A 17604-nucleotide genomic window follows, 5' to 3' on the forward strand; every position below is an offset into this window, starting at 1 on the left:
ATCCGGCAACGGCCACCTCGCGGGCGGCACGCTCGCGGCGGACGTCGATTCTTCGTGGAGCCCGAGCGTGACGCTCGAATACTCGGTGACGGGGAACCTCGGCATCGAGGTGCTCGCGGCGCTGCCGTTCGAGCACGACGTCAAGCTCAACGGCGCCAAGGCGGCGACGGTCAAGCAGCTGCCGCCGACGGTGTCGCTGCAGTGGCACTTCATGCCGGACGCAAAAGTGAGCCCGTTCGTCGGCATCGGCGTCAACTACACGCGCTTCTTCTCGGTCGACGAAGCCGGGCCGCTCGCCGGCGCGAAGCTCGATCTCGGCGACTCGTGGGGTCTCGCGGCACACGCAGGCCTGGACTTCGCGCTCGCGCCGCGCTGGTCGCTCACCGTCGACGCGCGCTGGATCGACATCGACACCGACGCCAAGGTCAACGGCGCGAAGGTCGGCTCGGTCGCGATCGACCCACTCGTGTACGGCGTCGCGCTCGGCTATCGCTTCTGAGATGGACGGCGGCCACGACGCGCGGCCGATCGTCACCGACGCGGTGATCGTCGGCGCCGGTCCGGTCGGCCTGTTCCAGGTGTTCGAGCTCGGTCTGCTCGGCCTCGGTGCCCACGTCATCGACGCGATGCCGCAGGCCGGCGGTCAATGCGCCGAGCTCTATCCGGACAAGCCGATCTACGACATTCCCGCGCTGCCGCGCTGCGGCGCGCGCGAACTCGTCGGGCGGTTGCTGGAGCAGGCGGCTCCGTTCGCGCCCGAGTTCCACTTCGGGCACGTCGCGAGCGGGCTCCAACGCCAATCCAATGGCCGCTGGCGCGTGAGCACGCACAACGGCCTCGTGTTCGATGCCGGCGTCGTCATCCTCGCCGCCGGCCTCGGCGCGTTCATGCCGCGCAAACTCGACCTCGACGAGGCGCGTCGGCTCGAAGGCGTCGCAGTGCACTACAAGGTCGCCGACGTGCGCGCGTTCGCCGGGCGCGAACTCGTGGTCGCCGGCGGCGGCGACGCGGCGCTCGACTGGGCGATGGAACTCGCAGGGCTCGGCGCGTCGGTCGTGCTCGTCCACCGCAGTGCGAAGTTCCGCGCCGCGCCCGCGAGCGTCGCGCGCATGCACGCGCTCTGCGACGAGGCGCGCATGCAGTTCCTCGAAGGCGACATCGTCGGCCTCGACGCCGATGTGGACGGCGATCGCGAAGCACTCCGCGCGGTACGCGTGCGTGCCCGCAGCGGCGTCGTGCAGCGCGTGGGCGCGGAACAGCTGCTGGTGTTCTGGGGCCTGCATCCGGCGCTCGGACCGATCGCCGACTGGGGGCTCGATCTCGAGAAGAACCAGGTCGTCGTCGACACCGCGACGTTCGGCACGGGCGTGCCCGGCGTGTATGCGGTCGGCGACATCAACACGTACCCCGGCAAGAAGAAGCTCATCCTCAGCGGCTTCCACGAGGCGGCGCTCGCCGCGTTCGCGGCCAAGGAATACTTGAGCCCCGGCCAGAAGGTGCCGCTGCAGTACACGACGACGAGCCCGGCGATGCACCGGCGGCTCGGCGTCAGTCCGGATCTCTCCGATATCGCCTGAAGCGCGCCCGCGCGTCCCGCTCGCGATTCACGCGGCCGCCACGCAGTCGGCTGCCGTCGCCAACACGAAGCGCGGCTCGCCGAGCCCGAGCAGCACGGCCTGCGCGCGCGCGCGGTCGATCTCGTCCGGCGTGGGCAGGCGCGCCACGCGCACGGCGCAATCGATCGGCGCATCGAGCCACGGCTGCAGCGCGCCGCGTAGCGCGAGTTGGGCGGAGATCGGAATGCCATCGAGCGTTTCGCTGGCCGGCAGCGCGCTTCCGGTCACGCGCAGCACCGCGCGGGCGCAGCCGTCCGAGCGGACGATGCGCCCGTCGGGCGGGAAGCGCACGGCGCGGCCGGCGCCGGCGATCGGGTCGAGGGCGTCGGCAATGCCGTTGGCGAGCAGGGCGAGGCGCGGATGCGCCACGAGCGCGAGCGGGCTCGCGTGCCGCAGGCCGTGGCGTTCCGCATCGGCGATGAGTTCGGGCGCGATGCCGCGCGCGCTTGCGCGACTGCGCAGCGCGCCGGCCAATGCGACGCGCGCGCCGCCGTCGCGTGCGAGCGACACATTTGCGCGCCAGCAGCCCTCCGCGAGCCATCGGCCGAGGTTGCGCACGAACGCACGCGCCGGCGCACCGTCGTAACGCAGGCCGAGCAGGGCGAGCGCGTCGGCGACGCCGGTCACTCCGAGGGTGGGTCGCGGCGTGGCGAGCGGCGTCGCCGGACCAGGGACCGCGTCGAGCGCGCGCAGGGCGAGGCCGGCGCATTCGGCGAAACGCACGCCATCGAAGCGCGCACCGGGCAGGCCTGCATCCTCGACGAAGCGCGCGGCGTTGACGACCGCACCGGGGTCGATCGGCCACTGCGGCGACGCGTTGCCCGCGCATGCGACGATGCGCTCGCCGAGAAGGATGCGCCACGACGACAGCGCCGCGAGCAGTTCCTGGCGCAGCGACGCGTTGCCTGCGCCGAGCGCGTCGGCGACACGCCGCCACGTGCAGTCGACGGTCATGTCGCGCAGCCGCGCGCCGTCGCGCTGGCGAAACCACGCGTCCCATGCCTCGACCGCCGCGGCATCGATGAAGGTCGTTCTACGCTGCATGCCGATCCTGGCGGCGGACCCGCCGCTACGCCGGCGAGTATCCGCGGGCAGCGCGCGCGCGACTTGCGACAGATCAACTCGCACGTGTTACACGCTGTTACCGAGCGTGTCCGTCACGTCGTCGTCCCGTGCAGGTGGCTGCCTAGACTTTGCGCCAACGAACACGGTGGAGCAGCAGATGTACGCAATCGAAACGGTCGGCACGGGTAACGGAGCGAAGGCACCGGCATTCGAAGCGCGCGACGACATCGGCATCGAAGAGCTGCGCGCGCACGTACAGGTCCTGCGCCGCAAGGTCGCCGCCGGCCAGCACGTATACCGCGCCGGCCAGCCGTTCCACTCGCTGTTCCTCGTCAACTTCGGCTGCCTCAAGACGAGCGAACTCGCCGACGATGGCCGCGAACAGGTGACCGGATTCCGCATGCGTGGCGACCTGCTCGGCGTCGAATCGATCGGCCTCGCGCGTTACGCCTGCGACGTGGTCGCGCTCGAGGATTCGGAGGTGTGGGAACTGCCGTACCCGCCCATGCTCACCGCCTGCCTGCGCGTGCCGGCGCTGCAGGCGCGCCTGACCGAGTCGCTCGCGGCCGAGATCCGCCGCGACCGCCAGTGGATGCTCACCCTCGGTACGCTCGGTGCCGAAAGCCGCGTCGCCGCATTCCTGCTCGATCTCGCCGACCGCCATGCGCGCATCGGCCTCGACCCGCACCGCTTCGTGCTGCGCATGTGCCGCATCGACATGGCCAACTACCTCGCGCTGAAGCACGAGACGGTCAGCCGCGTGCTGTCGCACCTCGCCGACCGCGGCTTCATCGACGTTCGCCGCCGCGACGTGACGATCCTCGACGCGGACGCCCTCACGCGCGTCGCCTCCGACCGGGCGACCTTGAACTAGTCGACAGCGGGTTCTTTGCGCCAGGGCGAAGCGGAGCAGAAGCTTGAAGCACCAAGCGCACGAAGAAAAGCAACTCGGAGAGTGAGAAACGAGGACACCGAGCGCACGGAGGCAGGGCGATCGCCTGCCCTCCTGCGTGCACTCGGTGCTCGCGCTTGCTCACCGTTTCAGTCCTGAAGCTTGCTCTCGCCTTCGTGCGGTGAGCGTGTTTCGTGTTCCGGCTTTTCTGTTTTCCACCGAGAGCACGACTCACGTCCGCACGTCGCGGTCGAACAGGCTATCGATTGCCTCGGCGAGCGCCTCGCGGCGGTAGGGTTTGCGCAGCAGCGGCAGGCGCGGGTCGTCGAGGTCCTCGCCGGTGCGTTCGTAGCCGGAGGTGAGGAGGACCGGCAGGCCGGGTCGCAATTGCCGCGCCTCGCGCGCGAGCTCGATGCCGTTGATGCCGCCGCCGAGCACGACATCGGTGAAGAGGAATTCGATCGACGGGTCCTCGCGCAGCAGGGCGAGCGCGTCTTCGCCGTTGTCGGCGACGCGCGTCGCGTGGCCGAGCGCGCGCATGAAGGCGACGGCGATGCCGCGCACTTCCGGCTCGTCCTCCACCACCAGCACGACCTTGCCGCCGCGCGCCGTGGTTGCGGCGAGCGCGGGCGTGGGGCTCACGCCGTGGCTCGCCACCGGCAGGTAGAGCGCGACCCGCGTGCCGTAGCCGAGCTCGCTCGCGATCGTCATCGAGCCGCCCGACTGGCGCGCGAAGCCGTACACCATGCTGAGGCCGAGGCCGCTGCCGCGGCCCGCGTCCTTGGTCGTGAAGAACGGCTCGAGCGCGCGGGCGAGCACGTCGGCCGGCATGCCCGTGCCGGTGTCGGCGACGCTGACGATGACGTAATGACCCGCGGCGAGGTCGGCGACGTCGCCGTCCGCATCGATGCGCAGCTCGTCGGCCTCGATCTCGAGGTTGCCGCCGCGCGGCATCGCGTCGCGCGCGTTGAGGGCGAGGTTGACCAGCGCCGCGTCGAGTTCGCCGGGGTCGGCATAGACGGCGGGTATCGCGGCGGGGCAGCGGATCGACACCGTGATGCCCTCGCCGAGCGTGCGGCGCAGCAGCGCGTGCAGGTCGGCGAGCCATTCGGCCAGCGCGATCGTGCGCGGCGTCAGGCGCTGCCGCCGTGCGAACGCGAGCAGCTTGCGCGTGAGCGCGGCACCGTTCGCGACCGCGCGCATCGCACCCTGCACGATCTGCTCGCGCTCGGCCCCTTCGAACCCGTCCTGCAACAATTGCAGGTTGCCCGAGATGACCGTGAGCAGGTTGTTGAAATCGTGCGCGACGCCGCCGGTGAGCTGGCCGATCGCTTCGAGCCGTTGCGCATGGGCGAGCTGTTCTTCGCTGTGGCGCCGCTGCAGCGCTGCACTCAGGAGGTTCGAGATCGACTGCAGGAAGTGCAGCTGGTCGCGATCGAACGCGGACGATTCGGCCGCGAACGCGAGCAGCACGCCGTCGGCACCGTAGCGGCCGTGCAGCGGCACCGACGCGGTGCGATGCAGGCCGGCCGCAACGGCCGCGGCGCGCAGTGCCTGGCCTTCGTCGTCGCGCGCGAGCAGGTCGGGCAGGGCGTCCTGCAGCGCCGCCGGCACGCCGAGTGCGGCCTGCACCTGCAAGCCTGCGCGCTGCTGAGCCGACAGCAGCACGGCGGCGCCGTCGATGCCGAGCGCCCCGGCGACCATGCCCGGGATCGACGGCAGCAGCGACTCGACTGCGCGCGATTCGAGCGCAATCCGGCCGGCTTCCGCGACCGCCGCGTCGTAGCGCGCGCGGGCGAGCGCCTGCCGCGCGCGCCGCGTTTCGGAGATGTCGCGGATCGACGCCGCGTACAACGGGTTCGCGCCCGCCTGCACCGGACTCAGGCTGATCTCGACCGGGAACTCGCTGCCGTCGAGGCGCTGGCCGACGAGTTCGAAGCCCGCGCCCATCGGCCGCAGGCGCGGATTGGCCATGTAGCGTTCGCGGTGCGCGACGTGTCCGCCGCGCAGCGCCGTGGGCAGCAGCACCTCCACCGGTTCGCCCGCGAGGCTGCCTGGGCTGCGACCGAACAAAGCTTCCGCCTGCGCATTGGCGAGCACGATGCGCCCGCTGCGGTCGACCACGATCGTCGCATCCGGCGCGGTCTCGAACAGCGTGCGGAAAAGATCGCCTTGAGCGGTGGCGTCGTTCATGCGCGTTCGACCTTCGCCGCGAACAGGTACCCCGCGCCGCGCACGGATTTGATGATCTGCGGATCGGCCGGATCGGCTTCGATCTTGCGGCGCAGCCGCCCGACCTGCATGTCGATCGACCGATCGTAGGGGCCGGCTTCTCGCCCGTGCAGCGCGCCGATGAGTTCGTCACGCGACAGCACCTGGTTGGGGCGCGCGACGAACGCGGTGAGCAGGTCGAACTCGCCGGTGGTCAGCGCCACCGCCTGGCCGTCGCCGTCGCGCACGAGCGTGCGCGACGCGGAGTCGAGCGCAAAGCCGGCGAAACGCGCGACCGCGCCAGCGGGGCGCGCCACGCTCCGCTCCGGACTGCGGCGCAGCACGCTGCGCACGCGCGCGAGCAGTTCGCGCAGGTCGAACGGCTTGGTCACGTAGTCGTCGGCGCCGAGTTCGAGGCCGACGATGCGATCGACGGTGTCGCCGCGGCCGCTCACGATGACGACCGGGCCGCTCCAGTTCGCGCGAAGGTACCGCGTCAGTTCGAGGCCGTCCTCGCCGGGGAGGCCGAGGTCGAGCAGCACGATGTCGACCGGCGACGACGTCAGCGCGCTGCGCATCGCGGCGCCGTGCGCCGCTGCCACGACGCGGAAGCCGTGCAGGCCGAAATAGCGCTGCACGAGTTCGACGATGGCGTCGTCGTCGTCGACGACGAGCAGGGTGGGCGTGGCGTCGGCGGCGGACCTCGCGGGAGTCGGTCGAAGGCGCGTGGATGCGCATCGTAGCACCGGCGCCGCGGGCGCACGCCCGCTCCGCTCACCGACGCGCGGAGCCGTCGGTACGCGCGGCCGCGTCGTCATCGACGAGCGGGGCGAGCGCGGGCGTGTCGAGGTCGTCGTACTGCGCGTCGTCGACGGCCCAGAAGAACGCCGCGACGGCGAGGCCGAGCAGGACGAGGCTGACCGGGATGAGGGCGAGGATGATGTTCATGCGGGTTGCGTCCGGGACAGCGGCGGCGCCGACGCGGCGATGCACGGCCGCCCTGCCTCGCCGCGCGCGCGGCCGATCGCGAACGTGTTCGCGACGACGATCAGCGAGCTCGCCGACATGCCGATCGCGGCGAGCCAGGGTGGCACGAAGCCGAGCGCGGCGAGCGGGATCGCCAGGAGGTTGTAGGCGAGCGTCCAGCGCAGGTTGCGCCGGATGACCGCGAGCATGCCGCGGGCGACCTCGCGTGCCTCGACCAGGCTGCCGAGATCGGTGCCGGTGAGGACGAGGCCGCTCGCGGCCTGCGCGAGCGCGGCGCCGTCGCCGAGCGCGACGGCGACGTCGGCGCCGCCGAGCACCGGTCCGTCATTGACGCCGTCGCCGACCGCGGCGACCGCCTCGCCGCGCGCGCGTAGCCAGGCGAGATGCGCGAGTTTGTCCGCGGGCGTGGCGCGTGCCCGCCACTCGGCAACGCCGAGCGCGGCCGCGACCTGCCGCACGCGCCCGGCATGATCACCGCTGACGATCTCGCAGGCGATGCCCGCCGCGCGCAGCGCGTCGATCGCCGCGTGCGCGCCGGCGCGTACGCGTTCGGTGACCGGGAAGCGCGCGATTTCGCCGTCGTCGTCGGCGAGCACGAGCGCATCGCCGTCGTCGCCCGCGGCGAGCGCGAAATCCGCGCGGCCGAGTCGCAGCGAGCGGCCGTCGAGCCGGCCGAGCACGCCGCCGCCCGCCTCGCGCACATCGGCGATCGCGGGCCGGGTGATGCCGTGTGCGGCGTCGCGTAGCGCGCGCGCGAGCGGGTGCGTGCTCGCCTGCTCGAGCGCCGCGGCCGCGGCGAGCGCCGCCTCGCGCGAGCCGCGGGTGACGCGCATGCGCGCGATGTCGATCGCGGGTTCGGTCAGCGTGCCCGTCTTGTCGAATACGATGCGGTCGACGCGGGCAAGCGCTTCGAGCGCATCCGCGTCGACGACCATGACGCCGCGCCCCGCGAGCACGCCGACCGCGCGCGTCAGCGCCGACGGCGCGGCGAGCGCGAACGCGCAGGGACAGCTGATCACGAGCACCGCGATGGCGCTCGCGAACGCGCGCGCCGGATCGAAGATCATCCAGGCCAGCGCGACCAGCCCGGTCGCTGCGAGTACGCGCACGACGAAGCGCGCCGCCGCCGCATCGGCAAGGCGGGCGACGCGCGGTCGCGCCGCTGCGGCGCGTTCTACCATGCGCGCGAGCGTCGACAGCACGGTATCGGGTCCAACCCGCCGCACCTCGACGTCGACCGGGCCGTCGAGGGCGACACTGCCGGCGACGACCTCGTCGCCGGTCTCGCGCACGCAGGCGGCGGATTCGCCGGTGAGCAGCGATTCGTCGACGCGGCAGCGCGCGGTGCGTAGCACGCCATCGACGGGAATGGTCGCGCCGGCGCCGACGCGTACGATCTCGCCGGGTTCGAGCTCGTGCACGCCGACCGTCTCGCAGGTGCCGTCGACCGAGCGTTCGGCGGTCGCCGGCTGCAGGCGCACGAGCGCGTCGGCGACCTCGCCGGCGCGCTGGCGGGCGCGCAGTTCCACGTAGCGCCCGAGCAGCAGCAGGAACACGAACATGCTGACCGAGTCGAAATAGACGTCGCCTTCGCCGAGCACGGCGGCGGCGACGCTGCCGGCGTAGATCGCGCCGATCGCGAGCGCGACCGGCGTGTCCATCGACAGGCGCCGCGCGCGCCATTCGCGCAGCGCGCCGGCGAAGAACGGTCGCGCCGCATAGAGCACGACCGGCGTCGCGACGAGCATGCCCATCCAGCGCATGAAGGCATGCACGGTAGAATCGATACCGTCGAAGGCGCCCGCGTACAGCGCGACCGCGTACATCATCGCCTGCATCGCGCCGAAGCCGGCGACGACGAGGCGCTTCATCGCTGCGCGCCGTTCGGCCGTGCGCAGCGCGTCGACGCGATCGCCCTCTAGCGGGTGCGGGCGATAGCCGAGCCGCGCGAGCGACGCGAGCAGCATGGACAGGCGCGCGCGACGCGGATCGAAGACGATGCGCACGCGCTGCACCAGCGGCGACACCGTCGCCTCGAGCACGCCGTCGCGGCCGGCGAGGGCGCGCTCGATCAGCCAGGCGCAGGCCGAACAACGCATGCCCTCGACGAGCACGGTCGCCTCGGCGCGATCCGCGACGATGTCACGCACGTGCCGACGCGCGAGCCGAGGGCGGTCCCATTCGGCGAAATCGTCCGCGGGCGTCGCACGCTCGCCGACGCCCTCGCGCAAACGGTAGTAGTCGGCGAGCCCGAGCCCATCGATCCATTCCACCGCGGCGCGGCATCCGATGCAACAGACCGGTTTCGTATCCGTTCCGATCGAGGCGAGCAGCGGTGCGCCGTCGCCGATCGCCTCGCCGCAGTGGAAGCAGCGGTCGGCCATCGCCTTCAGGGCCTCGCCGTCGCGGCCGTCGCAGGACGCGCGGGCGGCTGGTGGCTCGGACGCGGCGCGTCGTTCGGCACGACGACATGGGCGTCGGGGTGGCGAACCGCGGTGACGACGAGCGACAGGGAACCCACGACGGTCGCGCCGAGCAACACGAGCATGAGCCAGACCTCGCCGACGCGGTACCAGCGCATCGGCGTGGCGGAGGTGGATTCGGTCGTGCGATTCATGGGGCCTCCGGGGCGAAGAATTGCGCCTTCGCGCGGGCGAGCTCGCTGCCGTCGGCGGCGACGACGACGATCGTCACCGGTTTGCGCCCGCGCACCGAGCCGCGATCGGCGCGCAGGGTCAGCGGCAGCGAGAACACTTCGCCCGCGTCGAGCGACACGCTCGCGCTGCCGATCGTGCGCAGCGGCAGCGTCGTGTCGGTGCGCAGGCTCAGTGCGACCGCGTGGTCGGACTTGTTGGCGAGCTTGACCGCGTAACTGTTCTCGATCGCGCCCGCCGCGACGGTGCGGAACAGCGCATTGCGATCGTGCAGCACTTCGGCGATCAGCGGCGCGCGCGCGGCGACACCCCACGAGAACGCGGCGACCAGCGCGCACAGCACGCCCGCGTAAAGGAACACGCGCGGGCGCAGGATGTGGCGCGGCCTGCCGCCGAGTTCGTTCTCGGTCGTGTAGCGGATGAGGCCGCGCGCGAGGCCGACCTTGTCCATGACCGCGTCGCAGGCGTCGATGCATGCGGCGCACGCGATGCAGTCGATCTGCAGGCCGTCGCGGATGTCGATGCCGGTCGGGCAGACCTGCACGCAGGCGCGGCAGTCGATGCAATCGCCGAGCGCCTTCGCCGCCGGTACCGAGACCGCCGCGTCGACGCTGCGCAGCTGCGCGCGCGAGCGGTGCCCGCGCGGCTCGCCGCGCGCGACGTCGTAGCTGATCACGAGCGTGTCGCGGTCGAACATCGCGCTCTGGAAGCGCGCGTACGGGCACATGTACTTGCACACCTGCTCCCGCAGCATGCCCGCGTTGCCCCAGGTCGCGAACGAATAGAACAGGATCCAGAAACTCTCCCAGCCGCCAAGGCGCAGCTGCAGGACCTCGGCACCGAGTTCGCGGATCGGCGTGAAGAAGCCGACGAAGGTGAAGCCGGTCCACAGCGCGAAAACGACCCAGGCGACGTGCTTGGCCGCCTTGCGCACGACCTTGGCGCGGCCCCACGGCTCCTTGTCGAGCCGCATGCGCGCGTTGCGGTCGCCCTCGATGCGCCGTTCGATCCAGAGGAACACCTCGGTCCACACCGTCTGCGGGCAGGCGTAGCCGCACCAGAGCCGGCCCGCGAGTGCGGTGAAGAAGAACAGGCTCAGCGCCGCGATGATGAGCAGCAGGGTGAGCAGGTAGAAGTCCTGCGGCCAGAAGGTGAGGCCGAACACGTGGAATCGGCGCGCGGGCAGGTCGAACAGCACGAGCTGCTGCCCGCCGATGCTGATCCACGGGAATGCGTAGAACATGCCGAGCAGCCAGAACACCGCGGCGATGCGCAGGCGCTGGAAGCGACCGTCGATCTCGCGCGGGTAGACCTTCGGCTGCTTCGCGTAGAGCGCGCCGCCGCCGTCGACGACGCGCACGTCGATCTTGCGCGAGCCCGCGTTCATCGCCGCGCTGCGCCTTGCGCGGGCGCGCGCAGCAGCAGCGCGGTGAACGTGCTCGCCGACGCGGTGCAGAGCCAGAACATGAAGAAGCCGACCGTGTAGCCGAGTTCGCGCGACAACGCGATGCGCGGCCAGGTGATCGTCGCGAGATCGAGCGGGTCGACGACGCCGAAAAACACCATCGTCGCGACGCCCGCGGCGAAAAACGACGGCCAGAGGATCGCACCGAACCAGTGGATGCTCGCGCCGCGCATCGTCATTGCGCTCCGCCCGCGGGCGCGGCGGCCGGAGCCGTCGCGTCGTGCGGGTTCTGCGACAGCAGCCAGGCGACCGCGAGGCGTGCGCGGTCCTCGCCGAGCACGGCGCCCCATGCGGGCATCGTGCCGCACCGCCCCTCGACGATCGCGTTGCGCACCGCGGCGACGTCGCCGCCGCCATGCAGCCAGATGTCGTCGGTGAGGTTCGGCGCGCCGAGCGCGTGGTTGCCCTTGCCGTCCTTGCCATGGCATGCGGCGCAGATCGTCTCGAAGCGCGGCTTGCCGACTTCGGCGAGGCGCGCGTCGTGCGGCCGGCCGGACAGGCCCATGACGTAGTTCGCGACCTGCTCGACGCCGCCGTCGGGCAAGGTCGCCGCGAGCGGCGGCATGACGCCGTGGCGGCCGCGAAGCACGCTCGCGAGCATCGTGTCGCCGTCGCTGCCGTAGAGCGCGTCGTCGTCGACGAGGTTGGGGTAGCCGACCGCGCCGCGCGCGTCCGAACCGTGGCACGCGGCGCAGGTGTTGGCGAACACGTTGCGACCGATCTTCACCGCCTTCGGGTCCTGCGCGAGCTCGGCGAGCGGACGTCCGCGGAAGGTGGCGTAGAGCGCCTCGAGTTTCGCATTCGTGTCCTTGAGTTCGTCGGTGACGGCGCCGGTCGATGTCCAGCCGAGCCGGCCGGCGAAATTGCCCATGCCCGGGTACAGCACGAGGTAGCCGATCGCGAAGATCACGGTCAACACGAACAGGCCGAACCACCAGCGCGGCAGCGGGTTGTTGAGTTCCTCGAGGTCGTCGTCCCAGACGTGGCCGGTGGTCGCGCGCGCGTCACCTTCGCCGGCCCGCCGGCGCGCGGTCGCGAACAGCAGCACGACGAGGCCGACGATGTTGACCACGACGATGGCGATGATGAACCAGCTCCAGAACGCACTCATCGGCGATTCTCCGCATGCAGGGGGGCGGCCGCGTGCTCGAGCGCGAGCGCCGCGGCTTCGTCGAAGGCTTCGCGCCGGCGCGTGCTCCAGGCCCACGCGAACAGCGCGGGGAACAGCACGAGCATCAGGGCAATGAGGATTCCCGAGATCATTTCGCGGCCTCCGGTGCGGGTGCCTGCACGTTCGTGCCGAGCCCTTGCAGGTAGGCAACGAGCGCATCCATTTCGGTCTGGCCGGTGACGGTATCGCGCACGCTCGCGAAGTCGGCATCCGTGTACGGCGTGCCGAGCAGCTTCAGCGCGTGCATCTTCTTGGTGACGAGATCCGGATCGACGAGCGCCTGCGACAGCCACGGGTAGCCCGGCATGTTCGATTCGGGCACGACGTTGCGCGGGTTCTTGAGGTGCACGCGGTGCCAGTCGTCCGAATAGCGGCCGCCGACGCGCGCGAGATCGGGTCCGGTGCGCTTCGAGCCCCACTGGAACGGGCGGTCGTACACCGACTCGCCCGCGGCCGAGTACGGCCCGTAGCGCAGCGTCTCGGACGCGAGCGTGCGGATCATCTGCGAATGGCAGCCGTAGCAGCCCTCGCGCACGTAGACGTCGCGGCCCGCGAGCCGCAGCGGTGAATAGGGCTTCACGCCCGGCGCCGGCTCGACCGCCTGCGCCTGGTACATCAGCGGCACGATCTCGGCGAGACCGCCGCTCAGGATCGCGACGAGGATGAGCACGGCCATGAGGCCGACGTTCTTTTCGATGAAGGCATGCAGCATGGCGGCGACCTCAGGCGTGGACCGGCAGGGGAACGGCGACGACCGGCACGGCCCGGCGCGGCAGGCACGTCTTCCACGCGTTCCAGCACATGATCAGCATGCCGCTGAGGAACAGCAGGCCGCCGAGCGCGCGCGTGACGTAGAACGGATAGGTCTGGCGCAGCGACTCGACGAACGTGTAGGTGAGCGTTCCGTCCGGGTTCGTGGCGCGCCACATGAGGCCCTGCATCACGCCCGCGATCCACATCGCGGCGATGTAGAGCACGACGCCGATCGTCGCGACCCAGAAGTGCACGTCGACCGCGCGCGTCGAATGCATGCGTTCGGCGCCGAACAGCTTCGGCAGCATGCTGTACACCGCGCCGATCGTCACGAACGCGACCCAGCCGAGCGCGCCGGAGTGCACGTGGCCGATGGTCCAGTCGGTATAGTGCGACAGCGAATTGACCGTCTTGATCGACATCATCGGCCCTTCGAAGGTCGACATGCCGTAGAACGACAGCGAGACGATCATGAACTTGAGGATCGGGTCGGTGCGCAGTTTGTGCCACGCGCCGGACAGCGTCATCATGCCGTTGATCATGCCGCCCCAGCTCGGCGCGAGCAGGATCAGCGAGAACACCATGCCGAGCGACTGCGCCCAGTCCGGCAGCGCGGTGTAGTGCAGGTGGTGCGGGCCGGCCCACATGTAGACCGCGATCAGCGCCCAGAAATGCACGACCGACAGGCGGTACGAGTAGATCGGCCGCTGCGCCTGCTTGGGCACGTAGTAGTACATGATCCCGAGGAAGCCCGCGGTCAGGAAGAAGCCGACCGCGTTGTGGCCGTACCACCACTGCACCATCGCGTCGACCGCGCCCGAATAGACCGGGTAGGAATCGGTCAGCGTCACCGGGATCGCGAGGCTGTTGACGATGTGCAGCACGGCCACGGTGAGGATGTATGCGCCGAAGAACCAGTTGGCGACGTAGATGTGCTTGACCTTGCGCTTGACGATCGTGCCGAAGAACACGACCGCGTAGACGACCCAGACGACGGCGATGAGCACGTCGATCGGCCAGATCAGCTCGGCGTACTCCTTGCTCTGCGTGTAGCCGAGCGGCAGGGTGATCGCGGCAAGCACGATCACCGCCTGCCAGCCCCAGAATGTGAACGCGGCGAGGCGGTCGCCGAACAGGCGCGCCTGGCAGGTGCGTTGGACGACGTAATAGGACGTCGCGAACAGGCCGCAACCGCCGAACGCGAAGATCACCGCGTTCGTGTGCAGCGGCCGCAGGCGGCTGTAGGTGAGCCAGGGAATGTCGAAGTTGAGCGCTGGCCACGCCAGCTGCGCCGCGATCAGCAGGCCGACCGCCATGCCGACGACGCCCCAGACGATCGTCGCGATCGTGAACTGGCGCACGACCCTGTCGTTGTACGTTTCCACGTTCTGCATAGAAAACCCCTGGGCTTGATTGCGCGCGCAGTGTCGGCGGGCGACGCTTCGGACACTTGATCGAAGTCAAATCGGGGACCGGCCGCGCGCCGCTGCGGCATTTCGTCACGGCCGCCGTGTGCGCGCGCCAACGGCGCGTGCGTGCGAGGCGACGGCGGACCGGTCACAGTCTCAGCGAGTGGATCACCTGGCTCGCATCGAGCGGATCGGCACGCCGCGCGAAGCCGAGGTACGCAGCGAGCTCGCGCATCTGGGGATTGTCGGCCGCGTCGAGCGAAACCATCTCGTGGATGCCGCGCGCGCGGGCGACCGCGATCAGGTGGCGCATCAGCAGCGTGCCGAGGCCCTTGTGCTGCCATTCGTCGGCGACGGTGACCGCGCATTCGCACGACTTGCGGTCCGCGCCGAGGCTGAAGCGGCTGACGCCGATCAGGTGCTTCCCGCCTTCGCGCGCGATGAGCGCGGCGAAAGCGACCTCGCGGCGGAAGTCGAGCTGCGTCAGCTGGCGCACCAGCGCGTCGCTCGGCGAACCGATCAGGCCGAGGAAGCGCAGCCGCTTCGAACGCGCCGACAGATGTTCGATGAACTCGCGCTCGAGCGCCGCGTCGTCCGCGTGCAGAGGGCGGATCAGGACGCGCGTGCCGTCGAGCAACTCGTCGTGCCAGTGCTGCTGCTGTTCGTCGGTGCCTGCGGCCACGCTCGACGGTTCGATACCCGGTTGCGGTTGCATGGGGCGTACTCCACTGCTGGGGGACACGCCTCGATCCTGCGCCAGCCGCACGCACTCGCATTGATCTGGATCACGCCGGAGGAGAAGGGCGCCCGATTGATCCCCGTCAAGCCGTCGCCGGGCGGGCGGCGCTAGGGTGGTATCCGTTGGCGGCAACGGAGGCGACCATGCAGCACCCGATCACAGGACCTGCAGTGCCCGATGTCGCGGCGAGCGCCGCGGGCGGGGACTTGCTGCGCAACGTCGTGGGTGTCGATGCGGTCCTGCTCGAGATCGCCGCGCGCCGCTGGCGTCGCAATCTCGAGGTGTTCATGCGCCTGGCGACGTGCGGTTCGCCGCTCGCGTTCGCTCAGGTGTCGATCGAAGCCGCGACCGAGGCGATGCTGGATGGCTTCGCATTCACGCAGCGGCTGTGCGGCCTGTTCGACCCCGACGTCGCCGACAGCAGCCTTGCCGTGTCCTGATCCGACGGAGCCGAACATGCGCGACATCATGGTCCATACCGGGCGCCACGACGCCTGGAACAGCGGCGTCGAATACGCCGCCGATCTCGCCGCGCGCCTCGACGGCAGGCTCACCGGCGTCTTCGTGCATCCCTCGCCGCTCTACATGATGCCGCCGTACGTATCCGGCGACGTCATCCAGGCGGTGTTCGAAACTGCGCGCGAGGCGGAGCAGGCCGCTTATGCGGCGCGCGACGCGTTCGCCGCCTGGGCGACGAAGATCGGCGTACGCCAGGCCTTCTGGCAGGTCGCCGAAGGCCCTGCGCCGGAGACGCTCGCGCACGTGGGCAACTGGCACGACCTGCTCGTGCTCGAGCGCAACGCCGGCATGCCCTGGGGCGCACCCACGGACCTGGGTGCGATCGTGCTCGCGTCGCGCATGCCGTGCATCGTCGCGCCGCCCGGCTGCCGCGAAGCCGCGCTCGGTCGCATCGCGATCGCCTGGAACGGTTCCGCCGAAGCCGTGCGTGCGCTGCACTGCGCGCTGCCACTGCTGCACCATGCGGCGACCGTCGTGCTGCTCGACGGCGCGCGCCGCGCGCCCGACACCGAAGCCGGCTGGCTGCCGCCGTTCGACGTGCAGGCGTACCTCGCGCGGCACGACATTCGCGTGACGACGAAGCCGATCCTCGTCGCCGACGACGGCGCGGGCGAGGCGATCCTCGCCGCCGCCAGCGAGATCGGCGCGGACCTGCTCGTCATGGGGGCATACGGCCGTTCGCGCTTCAGCGAATGGGCGTTCGGCGGCGCCACCCGCACCATCCTGCACGAGGCGACCCTGCCCGTGCTCATGCGCAACTGAGGGGGAGCGCCATGGATCACCCGAACGCCGTCCTGCTGCTCATCGCCGCCCTCGTCGCCGTGCCCTCGCTCGTCGCGGGCACGATGTACTGGACGCATCGGCGCGGCGTCGGCATGGTCAAGGGCTGGGGCGGCGCGCTGTTCATCCTGCTCTGCTGGACCGCCGCGCTCGGGCTGATCCTCTACCGCACGGCGCACTGACGAGCGCACGCCTGCATCGGCGGCGCTCGTCGCGACACTCAGCGCAGGTCGAACACGATGCGGCCGTCGACCCGGCCGGACTTGAGCTGCGAGAACACCGCGTTGACGTCTTCGAGCCGCGCCGAGTGCACGCGCGTGCGCACCTTGCCTTCGGCGGCGAACGCGAGCGCCTCGGCCAGGTCGCGGCGCGTGCCGACGATCGAGCCGCGCAGCGTGATGCGCTTGAGCACGACGTCGAATACCGGCGTCGGGAAGTGTCCGGGAGGCAGGCCGACGAGGCTGATCGTGCCGCGCCGGCGCACGACCGCGAGCGCCTGTTCGAACGCGGGCAGCGAGACGGCCGTGACGAGCACCCCGTGCGCGCCACCGGCGGTCGCCTGCAGCGTGCGGGCGACCGCGTCGGACGCGCTCGCGTCGAGCGCGAGGTCCGCGCCGCAGTCGAGCGCGAGGGACAGTTTGTCCGCGGCGACGTCGAGTGCGACTACGTGCAGGCCCATCGCCTTCGCATACTGGATCGCGACGTGGCCGAGTCCGCCCACGCCGTAGATCGCGAGCCACTCGCCCGGCCGCGCCTCGGTTTCGCGGATGCCCTTGTAGGTGGTGACGCCCGCGCAGAGGATCGGCGCGATCGACAGCGCATCGACGCCGGCTGGCAGCGGCGCGGCGTATGCGGCATTCGCGATCACGTACTCGGCGAACGCCCCGTTCACGCCGTAGCCCGTGTTGTGCTGCGCCTCGCACAGCGTCTCCCAGCCGGCGGTGCAGTGCTCGCAGCGTCCGCATGCGTCGTGGAGCCACGGTACGCCGGCGAGATCGCCTTCGCGCAGGTCCTTCACGCCGGGACCGAGGGCGGCGACGATGCCGACGCCTTCGTGACCGGGGATGAACGGCAGCGTCGGCTGCACCGGCCAATCGCCGTCGGCCGCATGCAGGTCGGTATGGCAGACGCCGCTGGTCTGCACCTTGAGCAGCACTTCGCCTGGGCCGGGTACCGGCACCGGCAGGTCTTCGATGAGGAGCGGACGACCGAACGCACGTACGACGGCAGCTTTCATGGGCGACTCCGGCGCGGGGATGAAAGCCGCACCTTATCGCCTGCGATCGCCGCTGCCTTGATCGTCGTCAACCGCGCAGGGCGGTGATTGTCTCCCGATGCAGGCG

General features: G+C 70.9%; 20 protein-coding genes. 6 read left to right on the forward strand and 14 right to left on the reverse strand.

The window, feature by feature from the left end; translation table 11 throughout:
* Together ACTHK2_RS18405 and ACTHK2_RS18410 are read left to right on the forward strand one after the other, a co-directional pair.
* The coding region (locus ACTHK2_RS18405) for an OmpW/AlkL family protein (protein WP_440247190.1) at positions 1 to 499 on the forward strand (499 nt) is incomplete at its 5' end.
* Between the two features lies 1 nt (position 500).
* Positions 501 to 1577, forward strand: coding sequence for an NAD(P)/FAD-dependent oxidoreductase (locus ACTHK2_RS18410; RefSeq protein ID WP_440247191.1), 1077 nt, complete (start codon positions 501 to 503; stop codon positions 1575 to 1577).
* 27 nt (positions 1578 to 1604) lie between these two features.
* Here ACTHK2_RS18410 and ACTHK2_RS18415 read toward each other — a convergent pair whose 3' ends face one another.
* Positions 1605 to 2660 (reverse strand): hypothetical protein, encoded by a 1056-nt coding sequence (locus ACTHK2_RS18415; RefSeq protein ID WP_440247192.1) that lies wholly within the window; start codon positions 2658 to 2660, stop codon positions 1605 to 1607.
* Positions 2661 to 2838: 178 nt separating this feature from the next.
* Between ACTHK2_RS18415 and ACTHK2_RS18420 the strand changes: the two genes are divergently transcribed.
* Positions 2839 to 3555, forward strand: a complete 717-nt coding sequence (locus ACTHK2_RS18420; RefSeq protein ID WP_440247193.1) for a Crp/Fnr family transcriptional regulator — start codon at positions 2839 to 2841, stop codon at positions 3553 to 3555.
* 249 nt (positions 3556 to 3804) lie between these two features.
* Here ACTHK2_RS18420 and ACTHK2_RS18425 read toward each other — a convergent pair whose 3' ends face one another.
* From ACTHK2_RS18425 to ACTHK2_RS18480, 12 genes are all read right to left on the reverse strand, one after another.
* Positions 3805 to 5766, reverse strand: a complete 1962-nt coding sequence (locus ACTHK2_RS18425; protein WP_440247194.1) for a PAS domain S-box protein — start codon at positions 5764 to 5766, stop codon at positions 3805 to 3807.
* Positions 5763 to 6530 carry a response regulator gene (locus ACTHK2_RS18430; RefSeq protein WP_440247195.1) on the reverse strand — a complete coding sequence of 256 codons (768 nt, stop codon included), beginning with the start codon at positions 6528 to 6530 and terminating at the stop codon, positions 5763 to 5765. Before ACTHK2_RS18430 ends, ACTHK2_RS18425 begins: the two co-directional genes overlap by 4 nt.
* A 28-nt stretch (positions 6531 to 6558) precedes the next feature.
* The gene (gene ccoS / locus ACTHK2_RS18435; RefSeq protein ID WP_440247196.1) at positions 6559 to 6732 is read right to left on the reverse strand and encodes a cbb3-type cytochrome oxidase assembly protein CcoS; all 174 of its coding nucleotides are present in this window, start codon (positions 6730 to 6732) and stop codon (positions 6559 to 6561) included.
* Positions 6729 to 9155, reverse strand: coding sequence for a heavy metal translocating P-type ATPase (locus ACTHK2_RS18440; RefSeq protein WP_440247197.1), 2427 nt, complete (start codon positions 9153 to 9155; stop codon positions 6729 to 6731). Before ACTHK2_RS18440 ends, ccoS begins: the two co-directional genes overlap by 4 nt.
* Before the next feature lie 5 nt (positions 9156 to 9160).
* Positions 9161 to 9388: a hypothetical protein gene (locus ACTHK2_RS18445; protein ID WP_440247198.1), complete on the reverse strand. Its 228-nt coding sequence runs from the start codon at positions 9386 to 9388 to the stop codon at positions 9161 to 9163.
* Positions 9385 to 10812 carry a cytochrome c oxidase accessory protein CcoG gene (gene ccoG, locus ACTHK2_RS18450; protein WP_440247199.1) on the reverse strand — a complete coding sequence of 476 codons (1428 nt, stop codon included), beginning with the start codon at positions 10810 to 10812 and terminating at the stop codon, positions 9385 to 9387. Before ccoG ends, ACTHK2_RS18445 begins: the two co-directional genes overlap by 4 nt.
* The gene (locus ACTHK2_RS18455) at positions 10809 to 11069 is read right to left on the reverse strand and encodes a hypothetical protein (protein WP_440247200.1); all 261 of its coding nucleotides are present in this window, start codon (positions 11067 to 11069) and stop codon (positions 10809 to 10811) included. The genes ccoG and ACTHK2_RS18455 overlap by 4 nt, the downstream gene beginning before the upstream one ends.
* Positions 11066 to 12001, reverse strand: coding sequence for a cytochrome-c oxidase, cbb3-type subunit III (gene ccoP, locus ACTHK2_RS18460; protein WP_440247201.1), 936 nt, complete (start codon positions 11999 to 12001; stop codon positions 11066 to 11068). Before ccoP ends, ACTHK2_RS18455 begins: the two co-directional genes overlap by 4 nt.
* Positions 11998 to 12153: a cbb3-type cytochrome c oxidase subunit 3 gene (locus ACTHK2_RS18465; RefSeq protein ID WP_440247202.1), complete on the reverse strand. Its 156-nt coding sequence runs from the start codon at positions 12151 to 12153 to the stop codon at positions 11998 to 12000. The genes ccoP and ACTHK2_RS18465 overlap by 4 nt, the downstream gene beginning before the upstream one ends.
* Positions 12150 to 12773 (reverse strand): cytochrome-c oxidase, cbb3-type subunit II, encoded by a 624-nt coding sequence (ccoO, locus tag ACTHK2_RS18470; RefSeq protein WP_440247203.1) that lies wholly within the window; start codon positions 12771 to 12773, stop codon positions 12150 to 12152. Before ccoO ends, ACTHK2_RS18465 begins: the two co-directional genes overlap by 4 nt.
* Positions 12774 to 12783: 10 nt before the next feature.
* The gene (gene ccoN / locus ACTHK2_RS18475; RefSeq protein ID WP_440247204.1) at positions 12784 to 14208 is read right to left on the reverse strand and encodes a cytochrome-c oxidase, cbb3-type subunit I; all 1425 of its coding nucleotides are present in this window, start codon (positions 14206 to 14208) and stop codon (positions 12784 to 12786) included.
* A gap of 163 nt (positions 14209 to 14371) precedes the next feature.
* Positions 14372 to 14938 carry an N-acetyltransferase family protein gene (locus ACTHK2_RS18480; protein ID WP_440247205.1) on the reverse strand — a complete coding sequence of 189 codons (567 nt, stop codon included), beginning with the start codon at positions 14936 to 14938 and terminating at the stop codon, positions 14372 to 14374.
* A 167-nt stretch (positions 14939 to 15105) separates the two neighbouring features.
* On the opposite strand from ACTHK2_RS18480, the gene ACTHK2_RS18485 reads away from it, so the two are divergent.
* From ACTHK2_RS18485 to ACTHK2_RS18495, 3 genes are read left to right on the forward strand one after another with little or no spacing between them, the layout of a single operon-like run.
* Positions 15106 to 15402: a hypothetical protein gene (locus ACTHK2_RS18485; protein WP_440247206.1), complete on the forward strand. Its 297-nt coding sequence runs from the start codon at positions 15106 to 15108 to the stop codon at positions 15400 to 15402.
* Between the two features lie 16 nt (positions 15403 to 15418).
* Positions 15419 to 16243, forward strand: coding sequence for a universal stress protein (locus ACTHK2_RS18490; protein WP_440247207.1), 825 nt, complete (start codon positions 15419 to 15421; stop codon positions 16241 to 16243).
* Between the two features lie 11 nt (positions 16244 to 16254).
* Positions 16255 to 16443 carry a hypothetical protein gene (locus ACTHK2_RS18495; protein WP_440247208.1) on the forward strand — a complete coding sequence of 63 codons (189 nt, stop codon included), beginning with the start codon at positions 16255 to 16257 and terminating at the stop codon, positions 16441 to 16443.
* A gap of 38 nt (positions 16444 to 16481) precedes the next feature.
* Here the strand turns inward: ACTHK2_RS18495 and adhP are convergent, their stop codons facing one another.
* Positions 16482 to 17498, reverse strand: a complete 1017-nt coding sequence (gene adhP, locus ACTHK2_RS18500) for an alcohol dehydrogenase AdhP (protein ID WP_440247209.1) — start codon at positions 17496 to 17498, stop codon at positions 16482 to 16484.
* Between the last annotated feature and the right edge of the window lie 106 nt (positions 17499 to 17604).

The sequence above is a fragment of the Dokdonella sp. genome (assembly GCF_051958935.1).
Classification (GTDB): Bacteria; Pseudomonadota; Gammaproteobacteria; order Xanthomonadales; family Rhodanobacteraceae; genus Dokdonella_A.

Bases quoted from the DNA above. Each gene is read 5' to 3' on its own strand.
- ACTHK2_RS18410 (WP_440247191.1), top strand. From the start codon at position 501: ATGGACGGCGGCCACGACGCGCGGCCGATCGTCACCGACGCGGTGATC.
- ACTHK2_RS18415 (WP_440247192.1), bottom strand. From the start codon at position 2,660: ATGCAGCGTAGAACGACCTTCATCGATGCCGCGGCGGTCGAGGCATGG.
- ACTHK2_RS18420 (WP_440247193.1), top strand. From the start codon at position 2,839: ATGTACGCAATCGAAACGGTCGGCACGGGTAACGGAGCGAAGGCACCG.
- ACTHK2_RS18425 (WP_440247194.1), bottom strand. From the start codon at position 5,766: ATGAACGACGCCACCGCTCAAGGCGATCTTTTCCGCACGCTGTTCGAG.
- ccoS (WP_440247196.1), bottom strand. From the start codon at position 6,732: ATGAACATCATCCTCGCCCTCATCCCGGTCAGCCTCGTCCTGCTCGGC.
- ACTHK2_RS18440 (WP_440247197.1), bottom strand. From the start codon at position 9,155: ATGGCCGACCGCTGCTTCCACTGCGGCGAGGCGATCGGCGACGGCGCA.
- ACTHK2_RS18445 (WP_440247198.1), bottom strand. From the start codon at position 9,388: ATGAATCGCACGACCGAATCCACCTCCGCCACGCCGATGCGCTGGTAC.
- ccoG (WP_440247199.1), bottom strand. From the start codon at position 10,812: ATGAACGCGGGCTCGCGCAAGATCGACGTGCGCGTCGTCGACGGCGGC.
- ACTHK2_RS18455 (WP_440247200.1), bottom strand. From the start codon at position 11,069: ATGACGATGCGCGGCGCGAGCATCCACTGGTTCGGTGCGATCCTCTGG.
- ccoP (WP_440247201.1), bottom strand. From the start codon at position 12,001: ATGAGTGCGTTCTGGAGCTGGTTCATCATCGCCATCGTCGTGGTCAAC.
- ACTHK2_RS18465 (WP_440247202.1), bottom strand. From the start codon at position 12,153: ATGATCTCGGGAATCCTCATTGCCCTGATGCTCGTGCTGTTCCCCGCG.
- ccoO (WP_440247203.1), bottom strand. From the start codon at position 12,773: ATGCTGCATGCCTTCATCGAAAAGAACGTCGGCCTCATGGCCGTGCTC.
- ccoN (WP_440247204.1), bottom strand. From the start codon at position 14,208: ATGCAGAACGTGGAAACGTACAACGACAGGGTCGTGCGCCAGTTCACG.
- ACTHK2_RS18480 (WP_440247205.1), bottom strand. From the start codon at position 14,938: ATGCAACCGCAACCGGGTATCGAACCGTCGAGCGTGGCCGCAGGCACC.
- ACTHK2_RS18485 (WP_440247206.1), top strand. From the start codon at position 15,106: ATGCAGCACCCGATCACAGGACCTGCAGTGCCCGATGTCGCGGCGAGC.
- ACTHK2_RS18490 (WP_440247207.1), top strand. From the start codon at position 15,419: ATGCGCGACATCATGGTCCATACCGGGCGCCACGACGCCTGGAACAGC.
- ACTHK2_RS18495 (WP_440247208.1), top strand. From the start codon at position 16,255: ATGGATCACCCGAACGCCGTCCTGCTGCTCATCGCCGCCCTCGTCGCC.
- adhP (WP_440247209.1), bottom strand. From the start codon at position 17,498: ATGAAAGCTGCCGTCGTACGTGCGTTCGGTCGTCCGCTCCTCATCGAA.